Raw genomic sequence first — 23,144 nt, forward strand, 5'->3', positions numbered from 1 at the left:
AACCTTCGCCAAGTTTGTGCAGTAACCGCAGTTACTGCTCCAAAACCACTATGCCTTCTTTGCGCTGTTCTACCTTTCCTTCGTTTTCGAGCTTCTTAATTACGCGACTAATAACCTCACGGGCACTACCCAAATCACGGGCAATTTCGCGATGCGACATTTTTATGGGCTGACCTTGATGGGCCTGCGCATGATCGCTGAGGTATTGCATTAGACGTTGATCCATGCGACCAAAAAGCAAGGATTGTATAGTCTCCAATAGCTCCGAATAGCGCAATTGATATTGATTGAAAAAGAGCTTATTAAAGTCCTCGTATTGCTTGGTCCAGCGTTTTACGGCATCTCCCGGAAGCAGCAATACATCGCATTCTTCGGTAGTATAGGCTTTTATTTGACTGGGTGAATTCTCTAACACTGCGGAGAAGGATAGAGCACAGCTTTGGGCCGAACGGATGTAATAAAGAAGGAGCTCCTTTTCGTCGAAGTCGGCCATAACCTTAATACTGCCTTTAATTACTAGGGGAATCACCTTTACATATTGGCCTTCGCGCAATAATTCGGTGCCGGCGGTGTAATTGGCATAGGTGCCTTCGTGGCTGATTTCATCAATTAATTGAGGGCTAAGACCGGCTAAACTTTGTTTGAGTTGCTCGCGTAATTGCATGGGCATGGATTTGCTATCCAAGGTAGCTGTTCTCCTTGCCTCAGAAAATGATATTAGTCAGATGTGCTGGGTTCAACATGAATAAGCACATCCTGAATTTGTGGATATACCTGAGTAAGATGATCCTTAAGCTTGTGTGCGATAGCATGACCTTCTCGAACGCTTAATTCTCCATTCACTTCAATGTGAAGATCTACCAGATAGCCGGAGCCATATTTGCGGATGAAGCATTTTTCGGTTTCCAAGACCTGATCAACCTCCAAAGCAGATTGGCGAATGGCTGATTCGAGTTCAGGGTAGAGGTGTTCGTCCATTACCTCTCCCAAAGCCGGACGAAGGATGAGGTAGGAATTGTAAATGATTAAAATACTGGTGAGCATGGCAGCAATTTCATCGGCCATAGCCCAGGCCTCGCCACCCCATAGACTAATACCTACCCCTACCAATGCTACTACAGAGCTCAATGCATCCGAACGATGATGCCAGGCATCTGCTATTAAGGAGGAGCTACCCGTTTTTTCGCCTTGTCTTTTTTGATAGCGATAGAAGCCTTCTTTTATGGCAATTACGAATAGGAGCACATAGAGGGTAAAACCTTCCGGAACAGGATTTTCGCCTTGCAGAGAATCGATGGAGCGCAAACCAATAATTACCGCCGAGCCAATTAATAGGGAGGTGATACCAAAGGTGACCAGGGCTTCAATTTTTCCGTGACCATAAGGGTGATTATCGTCGGCCGGTCTTTGGGCGTATTTGAGTCCGGCAATCACCAATAAGGAGCTAAAGAGGTCGCTAATGCTTTCGGTGGCATCGGCCATTAAGGCGGCGCTGTTTCCGAAAATACCGGCCAAACCCTTAATGATGGCCATAAATAGATTTACGGTAAAGCTGAGCCAGGCGGCAGATTTTGCTTTTTGGCTGTCGCTTTTCATGGCCGCTTGCGAATTAGGCCTTGTTGCATGGTGATTTCGTACTCCTCCGCAATTAACTGCCAATTGTAGCGCTCCTCAATCCGACGGCGATTTTCCTGAATACGCTCCTTAAATACGGCCTCCGTATCCATGTGGTCCAGGTGATTTGCTACATCAATATGATCACTGAAGTAGGAAGCGTTTTCCCCCAAAACTTCATAATTAAAGCGATTGCGATGTGCCACAATGGAACAGCCGCAAGCCATAGCTTCTAAGAGGCTGGGATTGGTGCCGCCTACACTATGGCCATGGAAGTACAAATGACTGTAATAGCGTAGGTTATTGATCTTATCCTTTTTGTAGGTGCCCCGAACAAAGCGGATGCGGGCATCCTTAAATTTTTCTTTGAGGTATTCACCATAGGGGGTGTCGTGATTCCCAACTACCAACATCAGGCGTTGACTTTCACTTTGCACCACGCCTTGCAGGATCATTTCTATATGATTCTCCGGTTCGAGGCGGGCTACCAATAAATTGTAATCTCCCGCATCTAAGCCATAAGCGTCCAAAATTTCAGGATTTCCCTTTTTGAAGATATCCGCTCCATAGGGAATGAAAACGGTGTCATTGGGGTATTGCGATTCCAGGTATTCCTGAATCACTTTGGAGTCGGCAATGAGGATATCACTGCGCCTTGCGGCCCATTTCTCAGCGTATTTTAAAAATTTCTGAACTCGAGGGCTGTACTTGCTGCGCTTCCATTCCAAGCCATCCATATTGCAAAGTATGAGGCTGCGCTTAGGGAGCAGTCTTTGCCATACGGAGCTGCTGGTATATCCTAAAAGGAGGATGGCATCAAACTTACGTTGGCGACTGTCGATCATGCAATTGAGGTCGTAGATGAATTGGCCAATGGTGCCAAAGCGATGTTCGGGATCGTATTTGTGGATGATCTCAATGCCCTGGTAACTTTTCTGGTCATAGGGATGGCGATGCGAATTGTAGACCCATACTTGATGCCCCATTTCTACTAACCTCAGCCCTAATTGCTGGGCGCATTCTTCAAATCCACCATAAAGGTTGGGGATACCACGGGTGCCGATGATTCCTATCCTCATGCGCCCCCTTTTTGATTTTTTAGGTAAATGGCCAGAATGCTGCGGGCGGCCTTAGCCCAGCTGAAGTTTTCTTTAAGCCATTCGCTGTGATCCTCTTTTTGCATTAAGGCCTTATTGATAGCCTGCCTTAAATCTTCAGGGTCTTCTACTTTGGCGAAGTTGGCCTGGTCTTCAAAAAGCTCTCGATTAATAGGATGATCATTCACCACAATTTGACAACCAAAATGCAAGGCTTCCAAGCTGGATAAGCCAGTGCTTTCATAGTGTGAGGGCAAGACGTGCACCTTGGCTTTATTGAACATGGAGGCGCATTCTTCATGATTACGTGCTCCTTGGAACAATACTTTGGGCCCGGCTTCGCGCTTGCATTTTTTTAGATAAGCCTGATGGGCCGGAGCCGCATCACCGATGATATGTAATTTCCAATCGCTGCCTTTTTGGGCTTCGATCAGGGCTAATTGATTTTTAAGAGGTTCAATGCGAGCCACACATAATACATCCTTTTTCTCCCGTGGAGGGTTTAATGGCGGAAGATGCTCAGTACCTAATTTTACTACCGAATGTTCACCTTCATAAGTGAAGTCTTTGCGTAGTATTTCCAGTTCCGCATTACTGGCCGTAATGAGGTGATCGCAGCGATTGAGAATCTTTTGGATGCTACCGCGTTGTCCTTCCATTAAGTAGTCTAAGCCGGGCAGTTTATCGCGGCCCTTTAAGCTCCGGGCAATAAGTTTTAGGTATTCCAAAGCATGCTGTCCGAAGGTTCTTTGCAAAAAGGCTCTCAGGCCGGATGCTTTACGATCAGCTTGTTTATAGTCGACATATATGCTGGATACCACTAATGGAATACCCGATTTTAAAAGGGGCAATACATTAGCGGGTCGGCTTAAGCCAAAAAAGTGAATTAGGTCGTATTCTTTGGGATTTTGATGGCCATCCCAAAAGTCGCATTTAACGCCGGCCTTAGTCAGAAATTGACGATTTTGCTCTACATGGACTGTATCTCCCCCAGCTTGACTGTAGAGGTTGGGACGGGATACAAAGAGAACTTTAATCGCTTTCATTCGGCTCTTCTAAGCTAGCAATTTGATCAGAAACCGGAACCAGTTTAGCTCTTAATTGTGCTGCGATTACTCCGCCCACTAAACTTTTAATTATTAGACCTGGGATAAGGTGAATAAGGGTGTTCCAAAGGTCGGCGCCAGGCATATAGTAATAGAGCACTGCGAAGCCCGGGATCAATAATAGGAGATGGGCTCTCAGGAAAATTAGAATGGCGCGGAAAAAGTGAAATTCTTGTCGGCCACTGGCATAGGCGACATATCCGGCGCAAGCCACAAAACCCCACAAAAATCCAGCGGTAGCCCCGTATAATTTAGCAAAGCCTGAAGTGTGATGTCCAAATACCGGTAGGCCCAAAGCTCCCAATGCCAAATAGGCCCCTACCACTATAATGGCGGTCCGCCAGGGTAAGAGACTGGCCCCGATAAATATAATGAGGGTTTGCAGGGTAAGGGGGATAAAGCCTAAATCTAAACTCCAGGGCGCCAGAATGAGGATGGTGACTAATACGCCCAGGGCCAGTTTATAATTGGTGTTTTTCAGCATGATGAAGGGCTAGGAGTTGTTTGCTCTTAATTTCAAAGCGCCAAGTTAATAAGCTGGAGGCGACTATCAAGCCTAAGGCCAATCCATACCAAATTCCAAGTGGACCCCATTCTAGTTCAAAGCCCATATAGTAGGAGCTTCCGAGGGCAATTACCCAATAGGAAAACATGACAATTAAAGTGGGGATCCGAGTTTCGGATAGTCCTCTCAAAGCTGCCAAAACCGCCACTTGCATACCATCAAAAAGTTGGAAGGCTACCGCTACAATAAGGAGCTGGGCGGCCAGATCAATTACCACCGGATCATTGGAATAGAAGGTGGGCAGGAGGTGGCGACCAAAGAAAAATACCAGTCCGGCGATGGACATTAAAATGAGCATCAAGGCAAAATTAGTATGAGCCGCCATGCGCAGGGCAGGTATATTCCCGGCTCCCAATTGATTACTAACCCGCACATTAGCCGCGGCGCCAATGCCGCTAGCTGCCATATAGCTTACCGAGGCCAGCGAAATCGCAATTTGATGGGCCGCAAGAGACTCGGCACCAATCCAACCGGCCATTACGGCAGCGATTGCAAAGGCCGAAACTTCGAAGATGAACTGTAAACCGGATGGCACGCCAATGTCCAAGAGTTTTTTGAAGTGGCTCCATTGGGTTTGGGCCCATTGAATACCTTGGGTGTAAACCTTAAATGCGGGTTTACGGAATACGTAGATCGCCATGGTGAGGGCCATGATAATCCGCGCAATTAAGGTGGCTAGACCGGCACCAGCTAATCCCATGGCCGGAAATCCAAAATGGCCGTAGATTAAAAGATAATTGAGGCCAATATTGAGGAGATTGGCACCCAGGCTAATCAGCATGGCCATGCGGGTATCGCTCAAACCTTCGGCAAATTGCTTGAAAGTGAGGAAGGTGAGTAAGGGAACCAAGCTGAGACAGATAATACGGTAATAGGGGCGGGCGGTGTCCAATACCTCTTGCTCTTGACCCATATAATGCAGGAAATGCTCCAGTCCTAATAAGAGAAAAAAGATAAGCAGGGCAATCCCGGTGTTGAGGTAAATGCCATGTTTGAGGTAACTGCGCGCTTTTTCAGGTTTCTTTTCTCCATCGGCATTGGCTACCGGAGTGGTAAGGCCAAAAGCCAGGCCAATTCCAAAAACCATGGGAACCACAAATACCGAATTGGCGAAGGCACCAGCAGCCAGGGCTACCGTTCCCAGAGCTCCTACCATGATGCTATCGGCCAGGCCCACCATAACGTGACCAATTTGCCCTAACATTACGGGCCAGGCGAGTTCTATGTTTTTTCGGAAGTGCTCTTTATAGGTCATGAGAGAAAAGAAAGCCTGCAAAAGTAGTTAAATGAAGTCCCTTGCGGCCGGATTAAGGTTTTAAGAAATTGCTAATGGCAGGTCTTAGACGAAGGGATTGAGAAAAGCTTAATGCTAGCTTTTAAATTTCTTTTTTTCATTGATACTTTTTTCTTGATACAACCGAAGGCTTCTAGCCCGAGCTCTTAAGTTCCTTTTATACTGTCGATACTTTTCTCTTGATACAACCGGAAGCGAAGCTGTAGCTCTCAAATTCCATTGAAAATTAAAAAGGCATTTGAAAAAGTATCCAAAAGATCAAGGAAGCTTGAAGGCGATTCAAAATTACCTGGACCTTCGGTCGGTTCTTTAGACCACAGAAGCTTGGGTCGTTTATGGCTTTAAATTTTGGGTGGATGCACTTAATGTTTCATTTTTTCTTGATAAAAAACGAAGCAAAAAATCAAGGCTCCTGAAAGGCGATTCCTTTGGACCGTCGCTTCTTGGGTTGGGCCAGTTGGATTGATGATTTTATTTGGTTTGGGAATTCTCTTTCAATTGAGCTGGAGTCCTAAGTACTACCCTGCGAAGGGCTATCGCTGCTCAGGTGCCGGGAGCTCCGAAATATTGTTTTTTGGTAGAAGTAATATTTAGTGAAGGATTCCTCTGAACACCATGTGCTGTAGCTACTAACATTTGGAAGATCCGGCCTTTCCTCAGTGATAGTTCTGAGCTTCGCGGAATTACGTCCGCCGGCGGCTGAAAGAGCATAAAGCGAAAAGCGAAGAACGGTTTTGAAGAAGGCTCGGAATCAAAAATCACCTAGGGAAAGGCCTAGGGTTTCCCGCCTACCGGAGCTGAAACAGCGGCGGGCAGGTTGGATAATTTTGGCCGATGCAAAAAGTATCAAAGAGCATTTTTTTAGAAATGAAGTCTTGGAATAATGGATTGGTTGATACTTTTTTCTTGATACAACCGAAGGCTTCTAGCCTGAGCTCTCAAATTCCATTGAAAAATAAAGAGACATTTGAAAAAGTATCCAAAAAATCAAAGCCCCTGAGAGGCGATTCCTTCGGACCGCCGCTTCTTGGGTTGGGCCAGTTGGATTGATGTTATTCTTTGGGTTGGGAATTCTCTTTCAAATGAATTTGAGTCTTAAGTACTACCCTGCAAAGGGCTATCGCTGCTCAGGTGCCGGGAGCTCCGAATTATTGTTTTTAGAAGGAGCAATGTTAGGTGAAGGATTCTGCCGAACTCCGGAGCTGGAACAGCGGCGGACAGCTTGGATAATTTTGGCCAATGCAAAAAGTATCACCTAAAATGAAACAAAAAATCAAGGCCTCTGAAAGGCGATCCTTTTGGGCCACTGATATTAGGGCAGTTTAGTAATGCAATGAACAAAGAGTGTTTAGCGGTGCTTTGGAATAAGTGCCATCAATCAGAGCGAAACCCATCTTCAAAATACTCAATCCGGTCTATTTCACCATTTGGTAAAAAGTAAATCCACTTACCCTGTTTCTTGTCATTTTGATACTCACCCTCCCCTAATTTTTGCCCGATAGTGAAAGGGCTGTTCGTGTCTGAATAATCCATGAAATACTCTACCCAAGGGCCTTGTTTCATACCAAGGGAGTCGAGCTGGTTCTTTGATCCATCAATGCAAAAAGAGTTTCCTAAACTGTCTTGAATCAGTATAAATCCTTCTCCCCAATTGATGGTGTGGGGTTCAAGGGCAAATGTGTCCTCAGTTAATTTGCACTGAATATTTGTAACTGGAAGTTTCAGGTCGATTGTGCTTTTCCAATCCTTGTAGCCTAAAGCTTGGATATGGAGTTCATACACTCCTTTTTTTAGGTTTTTGATAGTAAAATGACCTTCAAAATCTGTTAGACTGGAAATAAAAACGGAATCATCTTGAATAAGTCTAAGCTTAGCCATTGGAATGCCATTCATTTCAATGGAGTCTATAATCAATCCTTTTAATTCTAAGGTTTGGCTAAACGAAAAGCAAGGAAGCGCAAAATAGAGGCTGAGAAGAATTAGATAGTTTTTCATTTGAATTTTAGACTTTGTCGATAGATCCGGTTCAGCCATTTTTATTTAGCCTGCAATTCTTGAATTCGATCTTTATAATATTGATCATCACTCAATTCCGCAGCCTTTTGGACATATTCAAGAGCTTGGGCAAAATCACCACTAGCTTCGTAGTAATCGGCCATGGAATCGTAAGCATTGGCACTTTGTGGATAGTATTCCATCGCTAATTCAAAAAACATTTTGGCTTTTTCCAGTGCTTGCATATCCATATTCATGTAGCCAGACATATTCAAAAGCTCTTCTGGATAAGGAGGCATAGCATAGCCGAAGTGTTCTTGGAGTTTCTTTTCTCGGTACTTAATAATTGAAAACAATTCTTCTTTGGGTGTGTCGAAGGAGTTGATTCGATCGGTGTTTTCCATTTGGTACCATTTAAAAATGGAAATCATTCCATCCATAATTGAAGGCAGGGGAACGGTACCGTGGATGTCGTTAGGGTAAAACTTCCAGTCAAAAGCCAAGCCAGCTGCCGCATTATCTTGAAGCAGATTTCTAAAGCTGATATTAGAGCGAGCGAACAAGGTGAAGTCAGAACTGTCTTGCATCACATTGTTGATAGTGATTTGCGAATTCTGCATGTGCAATTGACCACTCAAAGAAAGGAATAAGGCTTTGTTCTTATACTTATGATATCCCAATTGCTCTTTAGCACTTTTCAGTAGTTTTTGATTATCCCAATCCAAACTGGGGTCTATCGCTAAGTAGTTCGCAAATAGATCTGGCTGCTCTATTAATGTAGCGATGGTAAACAGCCCACCATAGGAGTGACCGATTAAGGTACGGTAGTTCGTAACAGGATACTTGCTTTCAATAAAAGGAATCAGCTCCTTTTGGAGGAACCGCCGAAATGTATCCGCCTCCCCATTTTCTTGATTAAAGGGCATGCCATATTTACTGCTGATCTTCGAAGGCGTTAAATCACGCACCCGGTTTGAGCCACTCACAATTCCCACCAATACCATTTCCGGTGTGAAGCCACCGCTGTAATAATTTTGAATCTCATTTACCGTGGGCAGGAATACCTCACCGTCTAAAATATAGGCGACTGGATATTTTTGATTTTTAGAAGGATCAAAGCCAGAAGGTAATTGGATATATACCTTCCGAGACTCATTGAGTATCTCGGAATACAAACTGTCGAGTATTCCTGTCTTTTCCAGAAATACTGGATTTTGGTCTACCTGAGCCAAGCTTAGTTGGGATAAGAATAGTAGGAGTCCAAAGCTTAGGGTGCTTATTAATCCTTTAGTCATGGTATTGATTAAAGTTTTTGTTTTCAATTCGTGTTGTAATGCTCTAAACCTTTTGGACAGCGAAGCCTTGCTAGAGGTAAAGGACTTTTAGACTGCCCAATTTCGGGTTTTTTAGAAGCTTAAAGTGTTAAGGTGCTTTGATACTTTTTTCTTGATAAGAAAGTATCCAAAAAATCAAGGCCCCTGAGAGGCGATTCCTTCGGACCGCCGTTTCTTGGGTTGGGCCAGCTTGATTGATGTTTTTCCTGGGGTGGAAATTCTCTTTCAAGCGAATTTGAGTCCTAAGTACTACCCTGCGAGCGGCTATCGCTGCTCAGGTGCCGGGAGCTCCGAAATATTGTTTTTTGGTAAAAGTGATATTTAGTGAAGGATTCGATCGATCACCAGCTAAGCTTGGAGTTAAGAAAATAGAAGGCAAAGATTTTAGTTCATGATAAAACCATCGTAGGATAACCCCTTGCTTTATTAATCCTTAAGTCCTTCCAAAACACTCTTCAAATGAGCGGATATTAGTTCCTCTATCATTTCATTAACAAAATGAATGGTTTCCTCTTTTCCGGTAAGGATATATTCCTGATAGCTAGTTCCAGTTATTATTGTAATCATCCAAGTATGGAAAGAGGCCTTGCTTAAATTGGCATGACTAACTTTTGGGATCCCGAGTTGCTTAACTCGTTTTGCGAAATTTTGGAAATTGGAAGCCTCAATGTTGCCATAGTAGGAACCATCGATAAGCTTCACATCAATGGAATCATTGGATACCAAGAATTCATATTTCTGCTTTCTGTCATAGCTTCCAACATTTTCGATGACAATAATCTGTGCGAAATTAGGTGTAGCACTTAGGATGAAAAAGATGCAGTATAAAAGGCGTTTCATTTTAGGAAATATTGGGCTCAAGGTCTATGTATAATGCTATGAACGGTAAATGACTGATTACTAATAAGGCTACCGCTAGTCTAGTTGGATGAAAGGGGTTTATCTTAATCATGCATTACTCTATAAGGTAAAACCTCCATATTCCAAGTCTTATCATTTTTAGTTAAATGCAAGTAAAATTCAGTGTTGGATAGTTTTAGGTGCACCACTACATTATCTACTTTCTTATTGATTTGGCAACCTATAATTATGGGAGGACTTGAAAACTCTTTCGGACTAGCATTTGGTGGACAATTAATCCAGCTTGAAAGAAAGTATGATTTATCGAGATAGTCTTCTTCTAGAAAAATCCGTAGTACACTGGTATAGTAAGGGTTGTCGTAGATCACCTTAGTAGAATCAAAACTTAGGGAGGGGCTGTAGTGCAGTGATTTCGAATTTCGACCGCAGGTTTTCAGCGAATCTAAGGAGCTGAGGTAAATGGAATCTTTAATGCAAATAGGAATAAGGTTTGGCAGAATTAGATATTTAGATTCCTTTGGATTGCGATTTGACTTCCAGCTGTATATGGTATAATCAAAAGGTTGGTAAGCCATTTGAAAAATGCTGTCTACAAAGCTTGCTGTGCGCTGTTTTGCGCTGGAATCTTTTTCTAAAGACCATTTATGCCAGGATTGAAAAAAGGATTCAAAGATTTGCTGATCACCCTTTTCGAAAGAAGCATTTAGTTTTTGAGCAAAATCACGGGGACTGGCATAGATTTCTTGATGAAGGGATTGTCCGCAAGTAGTTTGAAGTAGGAAACAGGAGAGAATAAGGCCTAAGAATAATTTCATCACGGGTTCAGGATCAGGCTTTTGATTTTGAATAAGGAGGCATTTGTTTTTTTTCAAAGTATCTCAAGCTAAAGATAATTTAGAAGTGGGCGCCATAGCCTTATTGCTAATAGGTCTGTTATTTTTCAGGTTCAAGTTTTTCAGTGATAAGCTTTATTTCGCTGCAGCCAATTCGAATGACCTTCCCATCCTCAAAAAATAATATTATATCGTCCTTATCTTCGGGATTAGACTGTAGTCTTAAGCTGTCATTGATCATTCTCGATTCAGAAGGAAAAAAAGTGATGTCGCTCAGTCCTATGGCATCCTCCTTTAAAGCTTGTTCATCTCCTTCAACATAATATTGGTAGGACACATTCATGCAGTGAAAGTATAGGACATCAGGTACTTTAACTTTAAGCCAATCGCTTTTTGTTTTCTGAAATCGGATTAGGATATCATCACCCGTTTTTGTGAGCCCTTGAAAGTCGAAATTATTGTGAAGGTCAAGATGAGTTCCTGCCAGTAGAACGGCATAATTGTCTTCTATTTCAAAATCTGTTTTCAAGTTTCTAGGCTTTTTTTCTTTTCAGTGCAAAGAACCAGTAAAGAAGGCTTAGAAGAAAAATTAGGATGAATAAAAAGGAGGATAGATTTAGCTTTCCGCTTTGCCAGATCATCGTTTCTGATTGCTCAGTCTTTAAAGCAATTGGATTTATGACTAAGCCTATTAAGGAGGTGATCATGATTAGGCCTAGGAATAATTTCAAATGGAATTTGGACATGGTGCAGCTTAGGGTTTAGCATGCAAGGTAAGTTCTTAATTTTAGTAAGGATAGAATCCTGGAATGTCCTCAGGACCTTAGGGTTCTGGGTTTTATTTGATACTTTTTTCTTGATACAACCGAAGGCTTCAAGCCTGAGCTCTTAAATTCCATTGAAAATTAAAAAGGCATTTGAAAAAGTATTCAAAAAATCAAGGCCTCTGAAAGGCGATTCCCTTGGACCGTCGCTTCTTGGGTCGGGCCAGCCAGATTGATGTTATTCTTTGGTTTGGGAATTCTCTTTCAAATGAATTTGAGTTCTAAGTGCTACCCTGCGAAGGGCTATCGCTGCTCAGGTGCCGGGAGCTCCGAGTTATTGTTTTTAGAAGGAGTAATGTGTAGTGAAGGATTCTGCCCAACTTCGGTACTGGAACAGCGGCGGGCAACTTGGTTACTTTTTGGAAAACGCAAAAAGTATCACCCAGAACGAAACAAAAAAGCAAGGCCCCTAATAGGTAATTCCTTTGGACCGCTGCTACTTGGGGCGGACCAACCTGATTATGGATTTTCGCTTGAGCATCAATTCTTGCGCAATATTCCAATTGGAAAGAACTCTCACTCAAAAAAATATGAAATATCATTCCGCAGCTAAATAGCTTCATGTATATTTGCAGTCAAATAGCTGCACAATGGAAACGCGTAGAGATGTATTTCAAGCCATAGCCGATCCCACTCGAAGAGCCATCCTTAGCTTGGTGGCAGCCGGGGCCATGACACCCGGTACCATTGCCGAAAATTTTGATGCTACTCGTCAAACCATATCCCGGCATATCCGCATCCTAAACGAATGCGATTTACTGGAGCAAAAGCAACAGGGGCGTGAAATCCTCTATTACTTCAATCCGGATAAGATGAAGGAGGTAAGCGATTTTATTGAGCCCTTCCGGAAAATGTGGGAAGCGCGTTTCGATCAGTTGGAAGCAGTGATGAAGCAGTATCAATCCAAAAGTAAATCCTAAGCATGGAATTAAAAACACAAGTGAAAGCAGGGCAAGGGCAACAGGAAATTGTAATTAGTCGGCAATTTGATTTACCGCTGGAACTCTTGTTCAAGGCTTTTACTGAAGCTGATCTTTTTGCCCAATGGATGGGCACCAAAGTCCTAAAATTGGAAGCCGAAGATCATGGTAGCTATCGATTTGAAACCACAGATCCTAGCGGCAAGGTGGTATTTAGCGCCAATGGCACTTTTCACGAAATTGAAATGAACCGCAAAATTGTTCGCACCTTTCAAATGGAAGGTACTCCTTTTCCTGCCCAATTGGAATTCTTAGAATTTGAAAGTCTCTCTGAGCATTCCAGTCTATTGAATATGCAAATCATCTTTCGCTCCGAGGCTTTTAGGGATCAATTGCTGCAGATGCCATTTGCATCCGGTTTAAGCATGGCCCACGACCGTCTTCAAAATTTAATGACTCAGTAATTTAATTAATATGAAAAAGAGAGATAAAATTATTTATTGGATCGCTACCATTTGGCTAAGCCTGGGTATGGTATCTTCTGGCCTGGTACAAATCCTACAAATAGATGAAGAAAAAATCATGATGCAGCGCTTGGGCTACCCCGACTATTTCATGATTATCCTGGGAGTTTGGAAACTATTGGGAGTGATAGCAGTCTTAATACCCAAGGCCACTTTATTGAAAGAATGGGCTTATGCCGGTTTCTTTATCGCCATGTCGGGGGCAATAATTTCCCATTGGGCCGTCAATGATCCGGCAATGGAATTTTTCGGCCCCAGCTTATTATTGGTCTTAACGGTACTTTCCTGGTATTTCCGCCCGGAGTCGCGCAGGCTTAAAGCTTAAGCCTCAGCCTCCAACCTTTGCATTTCCCTTTCGAAGAAAGCCTCGGCGGTTTCCATCAAAGAGGCTACTTCATTCACCAATTCTTCTTCTTCCCCTTCCAGCTCATCGAGCCATTCTACGTCGTCGCCGTAGATGTCCCAAATAAAGCGGGGGTATTGTGTGTGGATAATGTAGAGATTATCAGGGGTATCGGTATTGTCGGCGAGTAAAAAGTGAGGTAGTTCCATGGCTATGGGGTTGATACTGAAATATATAAAAAATTTCAGTAGCGCTGTTTTTTATTTTCGGGCAAATTTTTGGACATCATCCGCGCTAACTTCTTCGGCGCTCAGAATGATTAATCGTTCTATAACATTTCGCAGTTCTCGGATATTCCCGGTCCAGTCGAGTTCCATTAATGCTTTCATCGCATCTTCGCTAAAAGGCTTAGGGGCATTGCCGTATTCGCTGGCAATTTGTTTAGCGAAATGCTCAGTTAAGAGTGGAATATCTTCTCTACGATCATTCAAGGCGGGCACCTGAATCAGAATCACGCTTAAGCGATGGTAGAGGTCTTCACGGAAACGACCCGCGGCAATCTCTTCTTGCAGATTTTTATTGGTGGCCGCCAATACGCGTACATCCACCTTTATTTCCTTATCGCTGCCCACCGGACTTACCCGACCTTCTTGCAAGGCGCGTAATACCTTGGCTTGGGCCGAAAGACTCATATCCCCGATCTCATCTAAAAAGAGGGTACCACCATTGGCTTGTTCAAATTTACCGGCACGGTCTCTCACTGCCGAGGTAAAGGCCCCTTTCTTATGGCCGAAGAGTTCACTTTCGATCAGCTCCGATGGAATGGCGGCACAGTTTACTTCGATCATCGGGCCTTTGCTACGTTCGCTCTTCTGATGCACCCAATGGGCTACCAATTCCTTACCGGTTCCATTCGGGCCGGTAATTAAAACTCGGGCATCCGTAGGCGCTACCTTTTCGATAATCTCTTTGATGTCTTCCAATGCCTGACTGGTGCCAATCATTTGGTACTTGCGGCTTACCTTCTTGCGGAGGGTCTTATTCTCTTTTTCGAGGGTATTGCGATCTAAGGCATTGCGTACTGTATTAAGCAGGCGATTTAAATCGGGGGGCTTAGAGATATAGTCATAAGCTCCTTTACGCATGCTGTCTACGGCGGTTTCCAGGTCACCATGACCGGAAATCATCACCACGGTAGTCTCTGGATATTTGGCTTTAATATGCTCTAAAACCTCAATGCCGTCCATGCCGGGCATCTTAATATCGCAGAGCACCAGGTCGTGTTCTTCGTTTGCAAGCAGGTCGATGGCAGCTTTGCCATGCTCTGCTTCGGAGATTTGATAGGATTTATCTTCGTCCTGAAGGATGTTTCTCAGGACATTACGTATTGCTTTTTCGTCTTCTACAAGGAGGATCTTTGCCATTGCTCCGCTTCGTTTTCGAGAGCGTAATATAAGCCTTCTTTTAAAGCGTAATTGCATTGTTGCAAGAGACGTATCCCAAAGCGTTTGATGATAAAGTTGATCTCAATACAAGCCATCACAATCATGTCGGCTCGCATGGGGATCATACCCGGAGTATTCAAACGTTCCTCGAAGGTAGATTCCAGCATTTTCTTGGAAATCTGCATGTACTCATGCATGGAGAAGGTATAGCTGGTTTCGTCTTCCTCAAAGCGTGAAGTCTTGAAATTCTCTGCACACATCTGAGCCAGGGTATCGAAGCTTCCGCTGCTACCAATTAGTACCCTGGGGAATTCTTTACCACAGGCTTCCTTAAGGGAGATGAGCTTTTCATCGAGGTAATCGTCGATAGCATCAATTTCTTCCTTTTGGATAGGATCGGCAGGTCGAAAACGATTTAGCATTACACTGCTGCCAATGGGGAAGGAGGCTTGCCAAACGGGTTTTTGATCACGTAGCAAAATGAATTCGGTACTGCCGCCACCGATGTCCATAATCAGGGTAGGCGCTTCTTTAAATTCGATGCCTTGCTGTACCCCTTCATAGATGAGGCGGGCCTCAGTATCTCCTGTGATTACATTGATGCGGATACCCAATTCACTTTCGGCTCGAGCCACTAAATCCGGACCATTGGGGGCAGTGCGTACCGCTGCGGTGGCTACCACATAGAGGGCTTCAGCTTGCCATTCGAGGGCGGTTTCGCGATGCGATTTAAGGGCGGCCATGGCACGCTCCATCGCTGCATCACTAATGCGGAGCTCATCATCAGCATCTTCCGCTAAGCGAACCGGAATCTTAGTATTAAAGAGGGTACGGTTCTCTTCCTGAGAGCGGATCAACAAATTAAAGGTGTTGGTACCGCAATCAATTATGGCAATTTTCATTCTTCAGGTTCTGTGTTTGGGGCGTTTCGAAACCAAAGGTCTCTTTGTGGGAATGGGATGCTAACCTTATTATCACGGAATTTCTGATCGATTTCGTAGCGCATTTCGCTTTTGGTTTTTTCGATCTGAAATAAATTCCGGGAAAAGAAATATAAATGGAAGTCCAGCGAGCTTTCGCCGAAGTCTTTGAAGAAAACCATGGGCTTGGGCGCTTTTAATACATCGGGGTGATTTTCAGCGACCTCCATTAAAAGCTTCTCCACCAATTTAGTGTCGCTTCCATAAGCAACCCCCACAGGGATGGAGAAACGAGTGACATGATTGTTCTGACTCCAATTAATCACATTATCGGTGGTGAGCTTTACATTGGGAACAATCAGAATAATTTGTTCACGGGTAAGCAGGGTAGTGGTGCGTAAGCCCACATCCTTAACCTGACCAATCGTACCATTCACCTCTACAATATCGCCGGCGGTTACGGTTCTTTCGAAGAGAATGATAAAACCGGCAATCATATCCCTAAAGAGGTCTTGTAATCCCAGACCTAAACCAATCAGTACCCCACTGGAAGAAGCTAAAAGTACGGTGACATTAAAGCCCAGGGAATCGATGGAGGAGATGATGGCAATGATGAAAATGATATAGGTCCCGATGGAATAAATCGCATAGGACTTACCGCGATCCAGACGATCCAATTTTTCCAGTCGTCGCAGGTATTTTTTAAAGAGCCAACGCATGAGGATGGCTACTAAAATGACCAGTACCACCCAAAGAAGATTGGCAACAGTAAGGGTCCAGTCGTTAACCTTTAATAATTCTAATTCGAAAAAGTCCTTCAGAGAATCCATCAGTGCTTATAACGTGTCCAACGATAAAGTTCCTTGAAGGTAGGTTTTTTCCCATACATCAAGATTCCAACTCGGTATATTTTGGCGGCCAACCAAACGCTGCCAAAGAAGGTGATGGCCAATATACCCATGGATAAAAGCAATTGCCAGGTAGGCACATCAAAAGGTACTCGAGCCATCATTACCAAGGGCGAGGTAAGAGGGATCATCGACATCCAAACCGCTAAACTTCCATCCGGATTATCTAGGGCCCTCAAGATTACAATTAGGCTTAAGATTAATGGAATAGTCAGAGGCAGCATAAATTGCTGGGAGTCGGTTTCCTTGTCGACCGCCGAACCAATAGCCGCGAATAGCGCGCCATACAGCAGGTATCCCCCAAAGAAATAGAAGAGGAAGCTCAATAGGACTTTGGTGAAGGGGATGGATTGAAGACTGCGGTAAATATCAAAAGCGGCATTATCGGGCAGGGCATTCATGCCTTCCATCTGCACGGCAGTTCCGCTGCTTAAACTGGGATCAATGAATACCGCCGTGAAGATGGTGAATATCAATAAGCCCAATCCTATCCATATCACAAATTGCAATAAGGCCAGGGCGCCGATGCCGAGGATTTTACCCATCATTAATTCGAAGGGGCGAATACTGCTGACCATCAATTCCATAATGCGATTGGTCTTCTCTTCGATCACTCCGCGCATAATTTGAGCGCCGTAGATAAAGATGAAGAGGTAAATCGCGAAAGCAGCGACATAACCAATTCCCATTTTAGCTAGGGTGGCATTTTCCGTTTCCCGGCCTTCCTCAGTATTGATAATTCGCAGATTGACCTGAGTTTTGGTGCGGGCCACCACTTCAGGATCTACGCCTTCTGCTTTAAGCTTTTCCTTTTGGATATATTTTTCGAGGCTGCGCTCTAAATAGCTTTCTACAGAAAGGCTCAAATCACCCGCTCGGAATACCCGAATATTGCGAGCGATAAAATCAGGATCACCGCCTTCGCTCATAGGAACATGCACAAAGGCATAGTCCTCTCGGCCTTCTACTAATGCCTTAGCGGTTTCAAAATCAAAATCTTTAGGATTCAGGTATTTGAAGCTGATTTCTTCATTCCCTTTATCGTAGATGTCCATTAAATAGGACTCATCCAAAATGGTGATCACCTTTTCATCTCCCGGCAGGGTGGCCAGATAGGCGGGTAAAAACATCACTGCCGCCATCAATATGGGGGCTAGCAGGGTGAGAATGATAAAAGAAGGTTTGCGTACGCGGGTTAGAAATTCCCGGCGGATTATGAGGCCAAGGTTTTTCATGCGTTACGGGTGCTTTGAATGAATATTTCGTGCAGGGAGGGAATTTCTTCTCTAAACTCAATCAGACCAGAGGAAAGTAAGCTTTCCAATAATTCAGCCCGCTTGTTTTCTTCCGGATGTATACGATAGGCCATACCGCCCAATTGGGCATTGAGCTTTTGCACCTGCCAGTTTTTGCCGGTAGGAATTTGCCATTCTTTTTCAGTTTCCACCTGATACCAACCACTTTTATATTGGGCCTTAACCTCATGTAAAGGACCTCCCAAGAGGCGGCTACCTTTATTAATAAGAACAATGTCTTCACAAAGCTCCTCTACTGATTCCATACGGTGGGTAGAAAATATGATGGTGGCGCCTTCCTCGCGTAAGCGAAGTATTTCCTGCTTAATATGCTCGGTATTAACCGGGTCAAAACCGGTGAATGGCTCATCTAAAATGAGTAATTCCGGTTCGTGGATAACGCTGGCAATGAACTGTACTTTTTGCGCCAGTCCTTTGGAGAGCTCTTCTACCTTAGTTTGCACGCGATCAGTTAATTCAAAGCGCTTCAGCCAGTAAGCAATGCGCTCTTTGGCCTGGCTTTTACTTAAACCCTTTAATTGAGCCAGGTAGAGCAATTGCTCTCCAATTTTCATTTTGGGGTATAAGCCGCGCTCTTCCGGCAGGTAGCCAATACGGCTGATGTGTTTTCCCGTTAAGGCTTCTCCTTTGATGAGAACCTCACCTTCGTCGGGTGCTAATATTTGATTTAAGATGCGGATGAAGGTGGTTTTACCTGCTCCGTTGGGGCCCAGTAAGCCAAAAATGCTACCCTCTTTAATGTTGAGGTCCAGGCCCTTTAATGCCTGATGCGAGCCATATGTTTTACGTATACCCCGGGCTTCAATCATATTAGCTGAACATTTCTTTTACTTTATCGAAGAAAGATTTTTCGCTGCGATCAGGTTTTGGCTGGAAGGCCTCATTCTCTTGCATTTCTTCGAACATTTTCTTGTACTTGGAGTCCATGTGTTTGGGAGTCCAAACATTAACGTGTACCAGGATATCACCTGTGCCATAGCTTTCTACGCTGGGTAATCCCTTGTTTCGCAATCTTAGGATTTTTCCACTTTGGGTACCGGCATCCAGTTTAATGCGCGCCTTCCCGTTAAGGGTAGGGATATCTACCTTGGTGCCTAATACTGCATCCGGAATGCTGATGTATAATTCGTAATGCAAGTTTTGACCGTCGCGTTGCAGTTCATCATGCGGTACTTCCTCAATCTGTACCAGCAAGTCGCCATTTACGCCGTCTAGTGGTCCGGCATTGCCCTTTCCTGCTACTTTCAATTGCATGCCTTCCGCTACCCCGGCAGGGATTTTCACCTCTACCACATCATCCTTGCGAATCATGCCATGCTCATCGGCACCAGCCGGTTTTTTGTCGAGGGTTTTACCTAAGCCCCCGCAATTGGGACAGGTGCTGGCAGTTTGCATTTGACCTAAAATAGTGTTGGTCACGCGGTTTACCTGACCACGACCCCCACAGGTATTACAAGTGCTAAAGCTTAATCCTTCGGCAGGTACCAGCCGCTTGATGCGTAATTTCTTGGTAGCGCCATTAGCGATTTCTTCCAAAGTGAGTTTTACGCGTACCCGGAGGTTGGAGCCTTTGAATACCCGACGACCACCGCCGCCGCGACCTCCAAAACCACCAAAGCCACCGCCACCTCCGAAGGCGCCGCCAAAGATGTCTCCGAATTGCTCGAAGATATCATCCATGCTCATGCCGCCTCCGAAGCCACCACGACCACCACCGGCCGCGCCGCTCATCCCGGCATGTCCAAATTGATCGTAACGTTGACGTTTTTCCTTGTTGCTAAGTACCTCGTAAGCTTCTGCCGCTTCCTTAAACTTAGTTTCCGCCTCGGGGTTATCGGGGTTTTTATCAGGGTGATACTGAATGGCCAGTTTGCGGTACGCCTTTTTAATGTCGGCATCCGTGGCATTCTTCGATACACCTAATACTTCGTAATAATCTCGCTTCGCCATGCTCTTTCTTATTCACCAACCACTACACGGGCGTAGCGGATGATTTTCGTTCCCAAGTGAAAGCCTTGCTCAATCTCATCCACCACTTTGCCCTTCATGTCTTCGCTCGGGGCGGGGATGCGTGTAATGGCTTCCATTGTATCTACATTAAATTCTTTACCAATGGTGCTTTCCATCGGTTTCAGGCCCTTTTGTTTGAGGGTGTTCTCAAATTTGTTGAAAATCAAAGAGATTCCTTCCTGGTCCTCTTCATTTTTCAAATTGCTCAGGGCGCGCTTAAAATCATCGATAATTGGCAGAAGGGCTGACATTAATTCTTGATTGGCACTGCCAAAGAGTTCCACTCTTTCCTTTGCGGTGCGCTTGCGATGATTCTCAAAATCGGCATAGAGCCGTAATTTTTGATCTTTCTCCGCCTTAAGCTCCTCTTCCAATTCTGTAATTCGAGCCTGTAATTGCTCTTCAGGGCTCAATTCTTCTTGTGTTTCAACTGATTCTTTATCAGTGTTTTTAGCTTGGGTTTCCGCTGAGTTTTCTTTGGGATCCATGGCTTCTTTATCTGGGTCTTGTACTGTGTTCTTAGTACTCATCCTGCTCAAATTTGTGCCATTAAAGGCAAATTGTTTGCCAAGGGGGCTAAAGTGTCAGAGTGGCACAGTGCATAAAAGCTCAGGCTTTATGTCCTACATTTGGGCTATGAGCCGCAAAAAGCCTGGATTAACCGGAGATATCCCCTTTAGGACTGTGAGCCGACTTTGGAGCTTGGTCGGGCTTTTTTGCTTTGGATTCATCAGCCTTCAGGCACAGCAGGATAGTTTGCAAATTTTGAGGACTGAGATTAAAGCCGATTCATCCGAAAGAGCAGCCTTACAGGTTGAAAGTGATCACAAACTTTCGATTCTAAAGCTCGAACAACAAAGGCAATTACAGGAGCAGGATTTGGCCGAACTCGCTAAGGCGGAAGCGGCGCAACGGAAATTAGCCTGGTGGATAACGGCGATGGCCCTTTTAATTCTGGTTTCAGTTTACAGTATTTACCGCAGTAGAAAGGCCGCAGCTCAGAGGCAAAAGGCCCTATTGGAGACCAAAGCCGAGAAACTCAAATTGGAAGAAGCTTTGTTAGCCAATCAAGTGGAGCAAAGTCAGCTAGAACAGGATTTATTAGAAGCAGAGCAAGCACAAAACCACGAGCGGCGATTGGAATTTGAAGCAGTACTAAAGCAGCAACAGCACGCATCCGGTATCTTAAAGGATTTTGTGAAAGATCAGATTCAAGACTTGGAACCGGAGGAAGCCGAACCTCTGCGCGAGATTTTCCTGCAAATGACCCAAGAACGCTTCCGCAACGAACACCTGGAAAGGTATCAAGAAGAGCTGTCGAAATTAAGTCCTGAGGTAGCCCATCGTTTACAACAGCGATTTATCGACCTAAAGCAGGAAGAAATGGAATTGCTGGTTTTCATTTTAAATGATTTAAGCCTCAGTGAGATTGGGGAGATCTATCATCTGGAATCGGCCAGTATTAATAAAAGGCGCTATCGACTCCGTAAGAAATTAGAGCTAGAGAAGGGGGAAGACTTCAAAAGCTTTATTGAAAACTCCCTTAGCGAAGAATGAGAAAATTAGTTCTAGGAATAGCTTTGCTGTCGCTATGGGCTTGCAGTAAGGACGAATTAATGCCTTCTCCATTACAGGAGGCCGAGGCCCAGGCATTAATGGATTCCCAGCCGGATTCTGCAGTAACCTGGTTAGAGACTCAGATTCGCTTGAAGCCGAAAAAGCAAGCGGCTTGGACCTACAAGATGCTGGGTACTTATTACATGCAGAGTGGCGATAATGAGCGGGCGACCAGCTATTATTTTGAGGCTTTGGCTAAATATCAGGAGGCTGAGGATACTGCTGGGATGGCGGCGATCTACCTGAATCTCACCAATGTGGAGGATCGCTCTGAACAGTGTTGGGAATGGCATCAAAAAAGCATTGGCCTTTACCGAAGTATTGGTAATTATCAAGGGGTAGCCAAGAATTATGTGAATCTGGGTACCAGCTATATGGATAGCAATAAGCTCCAAAGGGCGGCAGACTTTTACCAAAAAGCTCGTGATTTAAGTCAGGAACATAAGATTGAGAAAACCCTGGTGAGCTCTTCCCTCAACCTGGCCATTTTAAGGCATAAAATGGGGGATAAGGCGATTGCAGTTCGGCTGATTCACCCGGTATTACAGCATTATCAGGAAATTAATAATCGCATTGGATTAGTGTATAGCTATTTCAATTTGGGGCAATTTTACTGGCCAGAGCAGGGAGACTCCGTACGGTATTATTCCACAATGGCCATTGAGGTAGCGGGGAGCGATTATCCCCAGCTTCAGGCTTTGGTTTATCAAACCCTTCGAGAGCTGGCCATTCGCGAAAAACAATATGCCAGGGCGCAGATCTACCATCATAAGTTTGATAGCATTGCGGATCTTCAAGTACAGGTAAATGGAGCTAATTTGGTGACTAAGGTGGAGGCCGAATTTGAATTGGCTCAAAGTAGGCAAGAAGCTGATTTTTTATATGAGGAACTGAAAAGGCAAAAACGAATCAATCTTTTCATTGGGATTTTAGCCTTCGGTGTTTTACTCTATTTAGGTTTTTTCCTTTGGAGTCTGCGTCGTAAATCTAAAGAAAGTAAAATCTTGATGGAGCAGGATCGTGCTCTGATTAAAGCCCGCAATGAACTCAATCGAGCGCGGCTTTTAAAGTTGGAAACCGAGGAGAAGGTGATGCGGCAAAAGCTGAATCAGCAAAGGAGTGAGCTTTCGCAGATGGCCGCCCGTATTGTAAAGCACAAGAGCTTAATTCAGAAAATGGAAGGCCTGGCTTCGAATTGGAAGGGTAAAAGAGCCTCACCAAAATTCCGCGATTTTGCCCGCTCTTTAAGGCAGATCATGCGCGAGCAAGATGCAGCTCCCCTTTTAATTAAGGAAGCCTTTATCGTATACCAGCGCTATTTAAAAGTCTTTAGCGAACGCTATACTCAGTTGACAGATAGTGATTTAGAGTACATCATCCTTTTTGATTTGAATCTCTCTACCAAGGAGGTGGCGGCCTTTTTGGAAGTACAGGATCAAACCGTAAATATGCGCCGCTATAAATTGCGCAAGAAGTTAAACCTGGCTAAGGGGCAAGAGCTGGAGGCTTGGTTAAGAGAAGTGCGGAGCAACATTTAATAATAGGTTCTAAAAGAAAAGAGCCAGCTAAAAGCCGGCTCTTCCCTGTAAACTATCCTAAGAAAAGATTAGTTCCCCTA

25 protein-coding genes are annotated in these 23,144 nt (G+C 44.4%); 6 read left to right on the plus strand and 19 right to left on the minus strand.

Going from position 1 to position 23,144, the window contains the following annotated elements:
* Positions 1–31: 31 nt before the first annotated feature.
* From ACO05P_RS16795 to ACO05P_RS16820, 6 genes are read right to left on the minus strand one after another with little or no spacing between them, the layout of a single operon-like run.
* Positions 32–664 carry a Crp/Fnr family transcriptional regulator gene (locus ACO05P_RS16795; protein ID WP_421752671.1) on the minus strand — a complete coding sequence of 211 codons (633 nt, stop codon included), beginning with the start codon at positions 662–664 and terminating at the stop codon, positions 32–34.
* 53 nt (positions 665–717) lie between these two features.
* Positions 718–1,596: a cation diffusion facilitator family transporter gene (locus tag ACO05P_RS16800; RefSeq protein WP_421752673.1), complete on the minus strand. Its 879-nt coding sequence runs from the start codon at positions 1,594–1,596 to the stop codon at positions 718–720.
* On the minus strand, positions 1,593–2,693 hold the full coding sequence (locus ACO05P_RS16805) for a DUF1972 domain-containing protein (RefSeq protein WP_421752674.1): 1,101 nt from the start codon (positions 2,691–2,693) through the stop codon (positions 1,593–1,595). The genes ACO05P_RS16800 and ACO05P_RS16805 overlap by 4 nt, the downstream gene beginning before the upstream one ends.
* Positions 2,690–3,757 carry a glycosyltransferase family 4 protein gene (locus ACO05P_RS16810; protein WP_421752676.1) on the minus strand — a complete coding sequence of 356 codons (1,068 nt, stop codon included), beginning with the start codon at positions 3,755–3,757 and terminating at the stop codon, positions 2,690–2,692. The genes ACO05P_RS16805 and ACO05P_RS16810 overlap by 4 nt, the downstream gene beginning before the upstream one ends.
* A complete protein-coding gene (locus ACO05P_RS16815; RefSeq protein WP_421752677.1) occupies positions 3,744–4,301 on the minus strand; it encodes a biotin transporter BioY in 558 nt (185 codons plus the stop codon). Before ACO05P_RS16815 ends, ACO05P_RS16810 begins: the two co-directional genes overlap by 14 nt.
* A complete protein-coding gene (locus ACO05P_RS16820) occupies positions 4,279–5,637 on the minus strand; it encodes an MATE family efflux transporter (RefSeq protein ID WP_421752678.1) in 1,359 nt (452 codons plus the stop codon). The genes ACO05P_RS16815 and ACO05P_RS16820 overlap by 23 nt, the downstream gene beginning before the upstream one ends.
* Before the next feature lie 873 nt (positions 5,638–6,510).
* Here ACO05P_RS16820 and ACO05P_RS16825 point away from each other — a divergent pair.
* Positions 6,511–6,726 (plus strand): hypothetical protein, encoded by a 216-nt coding sequence (locus ACO05P_RS16825; RefSeq protein ID WP_421752679.1) that lies wholly within the window; start codon positions 6,511–6,513, stop codon positions 6,724–6,726.
* A gap of 324 nt (positions 6,727–7,050) precedes the next feature.
* Here ACO05P_RS16825 and ACO05P_RS16830 read toward each other — a convergent pair whose 3' ends face one another.
* The 5 genes from ACO05P_RS16830 to ACO05P_RS16850 all read right to left on the minus strand — a co-directional run bounded on the left by ACO05P_RS16830 (position 7,051) and on the right by ACO05P_RS16850 (position 11,228).
* Positions 7,051–7,671 carry a carboxypeptidase-like regulatory domain-containing protein gene (locus tag ACO05P_RS16830; RefSeq protein WP_421752680.1) on the minus strand — a complete coding sequence of 207 codons (621 nt, stop codon included), beginning with the start codon at positions 7,669–7,671 and terminating at the stop codon, positions 7,051–7,053.
* A 41-nt stretch (positions 7,672–7,712) separates the two neighbouring features.
* Complete coding sequence (locus ACO05P_RS16835; protein WP_421752681.1) at positions 7,713–8,966, minus strand: alpha/beta hydrolase-fold protein; 1,254 nt, start codon at positions 8,964–8,966, stop codon at positions 7,713–7,715.
* Between the two features lie 465 nt (positions 8,967–9,431).
* On the minus strand, positions 9,432–9,845 hold the full coding sequence (locus ACO05P_RS16840) for a hypothetical protein (RefSeq protein ID WP_421752682.1): 414 nt from the start codon (positions 9,843–9,845) through the stop codon (positions 9,432–9,434).
* A gap of 104 nt (positions 9,846–9,949) precedes the next feature.
* A complete protein-coding gene (locus ACO05P_RS16845) occupies positions 9,950–10,684 on the minus strand; it encodes a hypothetical protein (RefSeq protein ID WP_421752683.1) in 735 nt (244 codons plus the stop codon).
* A gap of 115 nt (positions 10,685–10,799) precedes the next feature.
* Positions 10,800–11,228, minus strand: coding sequence for a hypothetical protein (locus tag ACO05P_RS16850; RefSeq protein ID WP_421752684.1), 429 nt, complete (start codon positions 11,226–11,228; stop codon positions 10,800–10,802).
* A gap of 885 nt (positions 11,229–12,113) precedes the next feature.
* On the opposite strand from ACO05P_RS16850, the gene ACO05P_RS16855 reads away from it, so the two are divergent.
* The 3 genes from ACO05P_RS16855 to ACO05P_RS16865 are packed head-to-tail and all read left to right on the plus strand — an operon-like array spanning position 12,114 to position 13,292.
* A complete protein-coding gene (locus ACO05P_RS16855; protein WP_421752685.1) occupies positions 12,114–12,443 on the plus strand; it encodes an ArsR/SmtB family transcription factor in 330 nt (109 codons plus the stop codon).
* Between the two features lie 2 nt (positions 12,444–12,445).
* Positions 12,446–12,907: an SRPBCC family protein gene (locus ACO05P_RS16860; protein ID WP_421752686.1), complete on the plus strand. Its 462-nt coding sequence runs from the start codon at positions 12,446–12,448 to the stop codon at positions 12,905–12,907.
* Positions 12,908–12,917: 10 nt separating this feature from the next.
* Entirely contained in the window at positions 12,918–13,292 is a 375-nt protein-coding gene (locus ACO05P_RS16865; protein WP_421752687.1) for a DoxX family protein, read from the plus strand.
* On the opposite strand, the gene ACO05P_RS16870 is transcribed toward ACO05P_RS16865, so the two are convergent.
* Genes ACO05P_RS16870 through ACO05P_RS16905 form a run of 8 tightly spaced genes read right to left on the minus strand, consistent with a single transcriptional unit; the run spans position 13,289 to position 20,439 of the window.
* Positions 13,289–13,519, minus strand: a complete 231-nt coding sequence (locus ACO05P_RS16870; protein ID WP_210757844.1) for a hypothetical protein — start codon at positions 13,517–13,519, stop codon at positions 13,289–13,291. The genes ACO05P_RS16865 and ACO05P_RS16870 overlap by 4 nt on opposite strands.
* 51 nt (positions 13,520–13,570) lie before the next feature.
* On the minus strand, positions 13,571–14,734 hold the full coding sequence (locus ACO05P_RS16875; protein ID WP_421752688.1) for a sigma-54-dependent transcriptional regulator: 1,164 nt from the start codon (positions 14,732–14,734) through the stop codon (positions 13,571–13,573).
* Entirely contained in the window at positions 14,713–15,657 is a 945-nt protein-coding gene (locus ACO05P_RS16880; RefSeq protein ID WP_421752689.1) for a hypothetical protein, read from the minus strand. Before ACO05P_RS16880 ends, ACO05P_RS16875 begins: the two co-directional genes overlap by 22 nt.
* Positions 15,654–16,505: a mechanosensitive ion channel family protein gene (locus ACO05P_RS16885; protein WP_421752690.1), complete on the minus strand. Its 852-nt coding sequence runs from the start codon at positions 16,503–16,505 to the stop codon at positions 15,654–15,656. Before ACO05P_RS16885 ends, ACO05P_RS16880 begins: the two co-directional genes overlap by 4 nt.
* Positions 16,505–17,818 (minus strand): ABC transporter permease, encoded by a 1,314-nt coding sequence (locus ACO05P_RS16890; RefSeq protein ID WP_421752691.1) that lies wholly within the window; start codon positions 17,816–17,818, stop codon positions 16,505–16,507. Before ACO05P_RS16890 ends, ACO05P_RS16885 begins: the two co-directional genes overlap by 1 nt.
* The gene (locus ACO05P_RS16895; protein ID WP_421752692.1) at positions 17,815–18,708 is read right to left on the minus strand and encodes an ABC transporter ATP-binding protein; all 894 of its coding nucleotides are present in this window, start codon (positions 18,706–18,708) and stop codon (positions 17,815–17,817) included. Before ACO05P_RS16895 ends, ACO05P_RS16890 begins: the two co-directional genes overlap by 4 nt.
* Position 18,709: 1 nt before the next feature.
* Entirely contained in the window at positions 18,710–19,849 is a 1,140-nt protein-coding gene (gene dnaJ / locus ACO05P_RS16900; protein WP_421752693.1) for a molecular chaperone DnaJ, read from the minus strand.
* An 8-nt stretch (positions 19,850–19,857) separates the two neighbouring features.
* The gene (locus ACO05P_RS16905; protein WP_421752694.1) at positions 19,858–20,439 is read right to left on the minus strand and encodes a nucleotide exchange factor GrpE; all 582 of its coding nucleotides are present in this window, start codon (positions 20,437–20,439) and stop codon (positions 19,858–19,860) included.
* Positions 20,440–20,527: 88 nt separating this feature from the next.
* Between ACO05P_RS16905 and ACO05P_RS16910 the strand changes: the two genes are divergently transcribed.
* Together ACO05P_RS16910 and ACO05P_RS16915 are read left to right on the plus strand one after the other, a co-directional pair.
* Positions 20,528–21,466, plus strand: a complete 939-nt coding sequence (locus ACO05P_RS16910; protein WP_421752695.1) for a hypothetical protein — start codon at positions 20,528–20,530, stop codon at positions 21,464–21,466.
* Complete coding sequence (locus tag ACO05P_RS16915) at positions 21,463–23,064, plus strand: hypothetical protein (protein WP_421752696.1); 1,602 nt, start codon at positions 21,463–21,465, stop codon at positions 23,062–23,064. The genes ACO05P_RS16910 and ACO05P_RS16915 overlap by 4 nt, the downstream gene beginning before the upstream one ends.
* Positions 23,065–23,144: the final 80 nt, after the last annotated feature.

This window comes from Croceimicrobium sp., from assembly GCF_965228705.1.
Taxonomy (GTDB): domain Bacteria; phylum Bacteroidota; class Bacteroidia; order Flavobacteriales; family Schleiferiaceae; genus Croceimicrobium.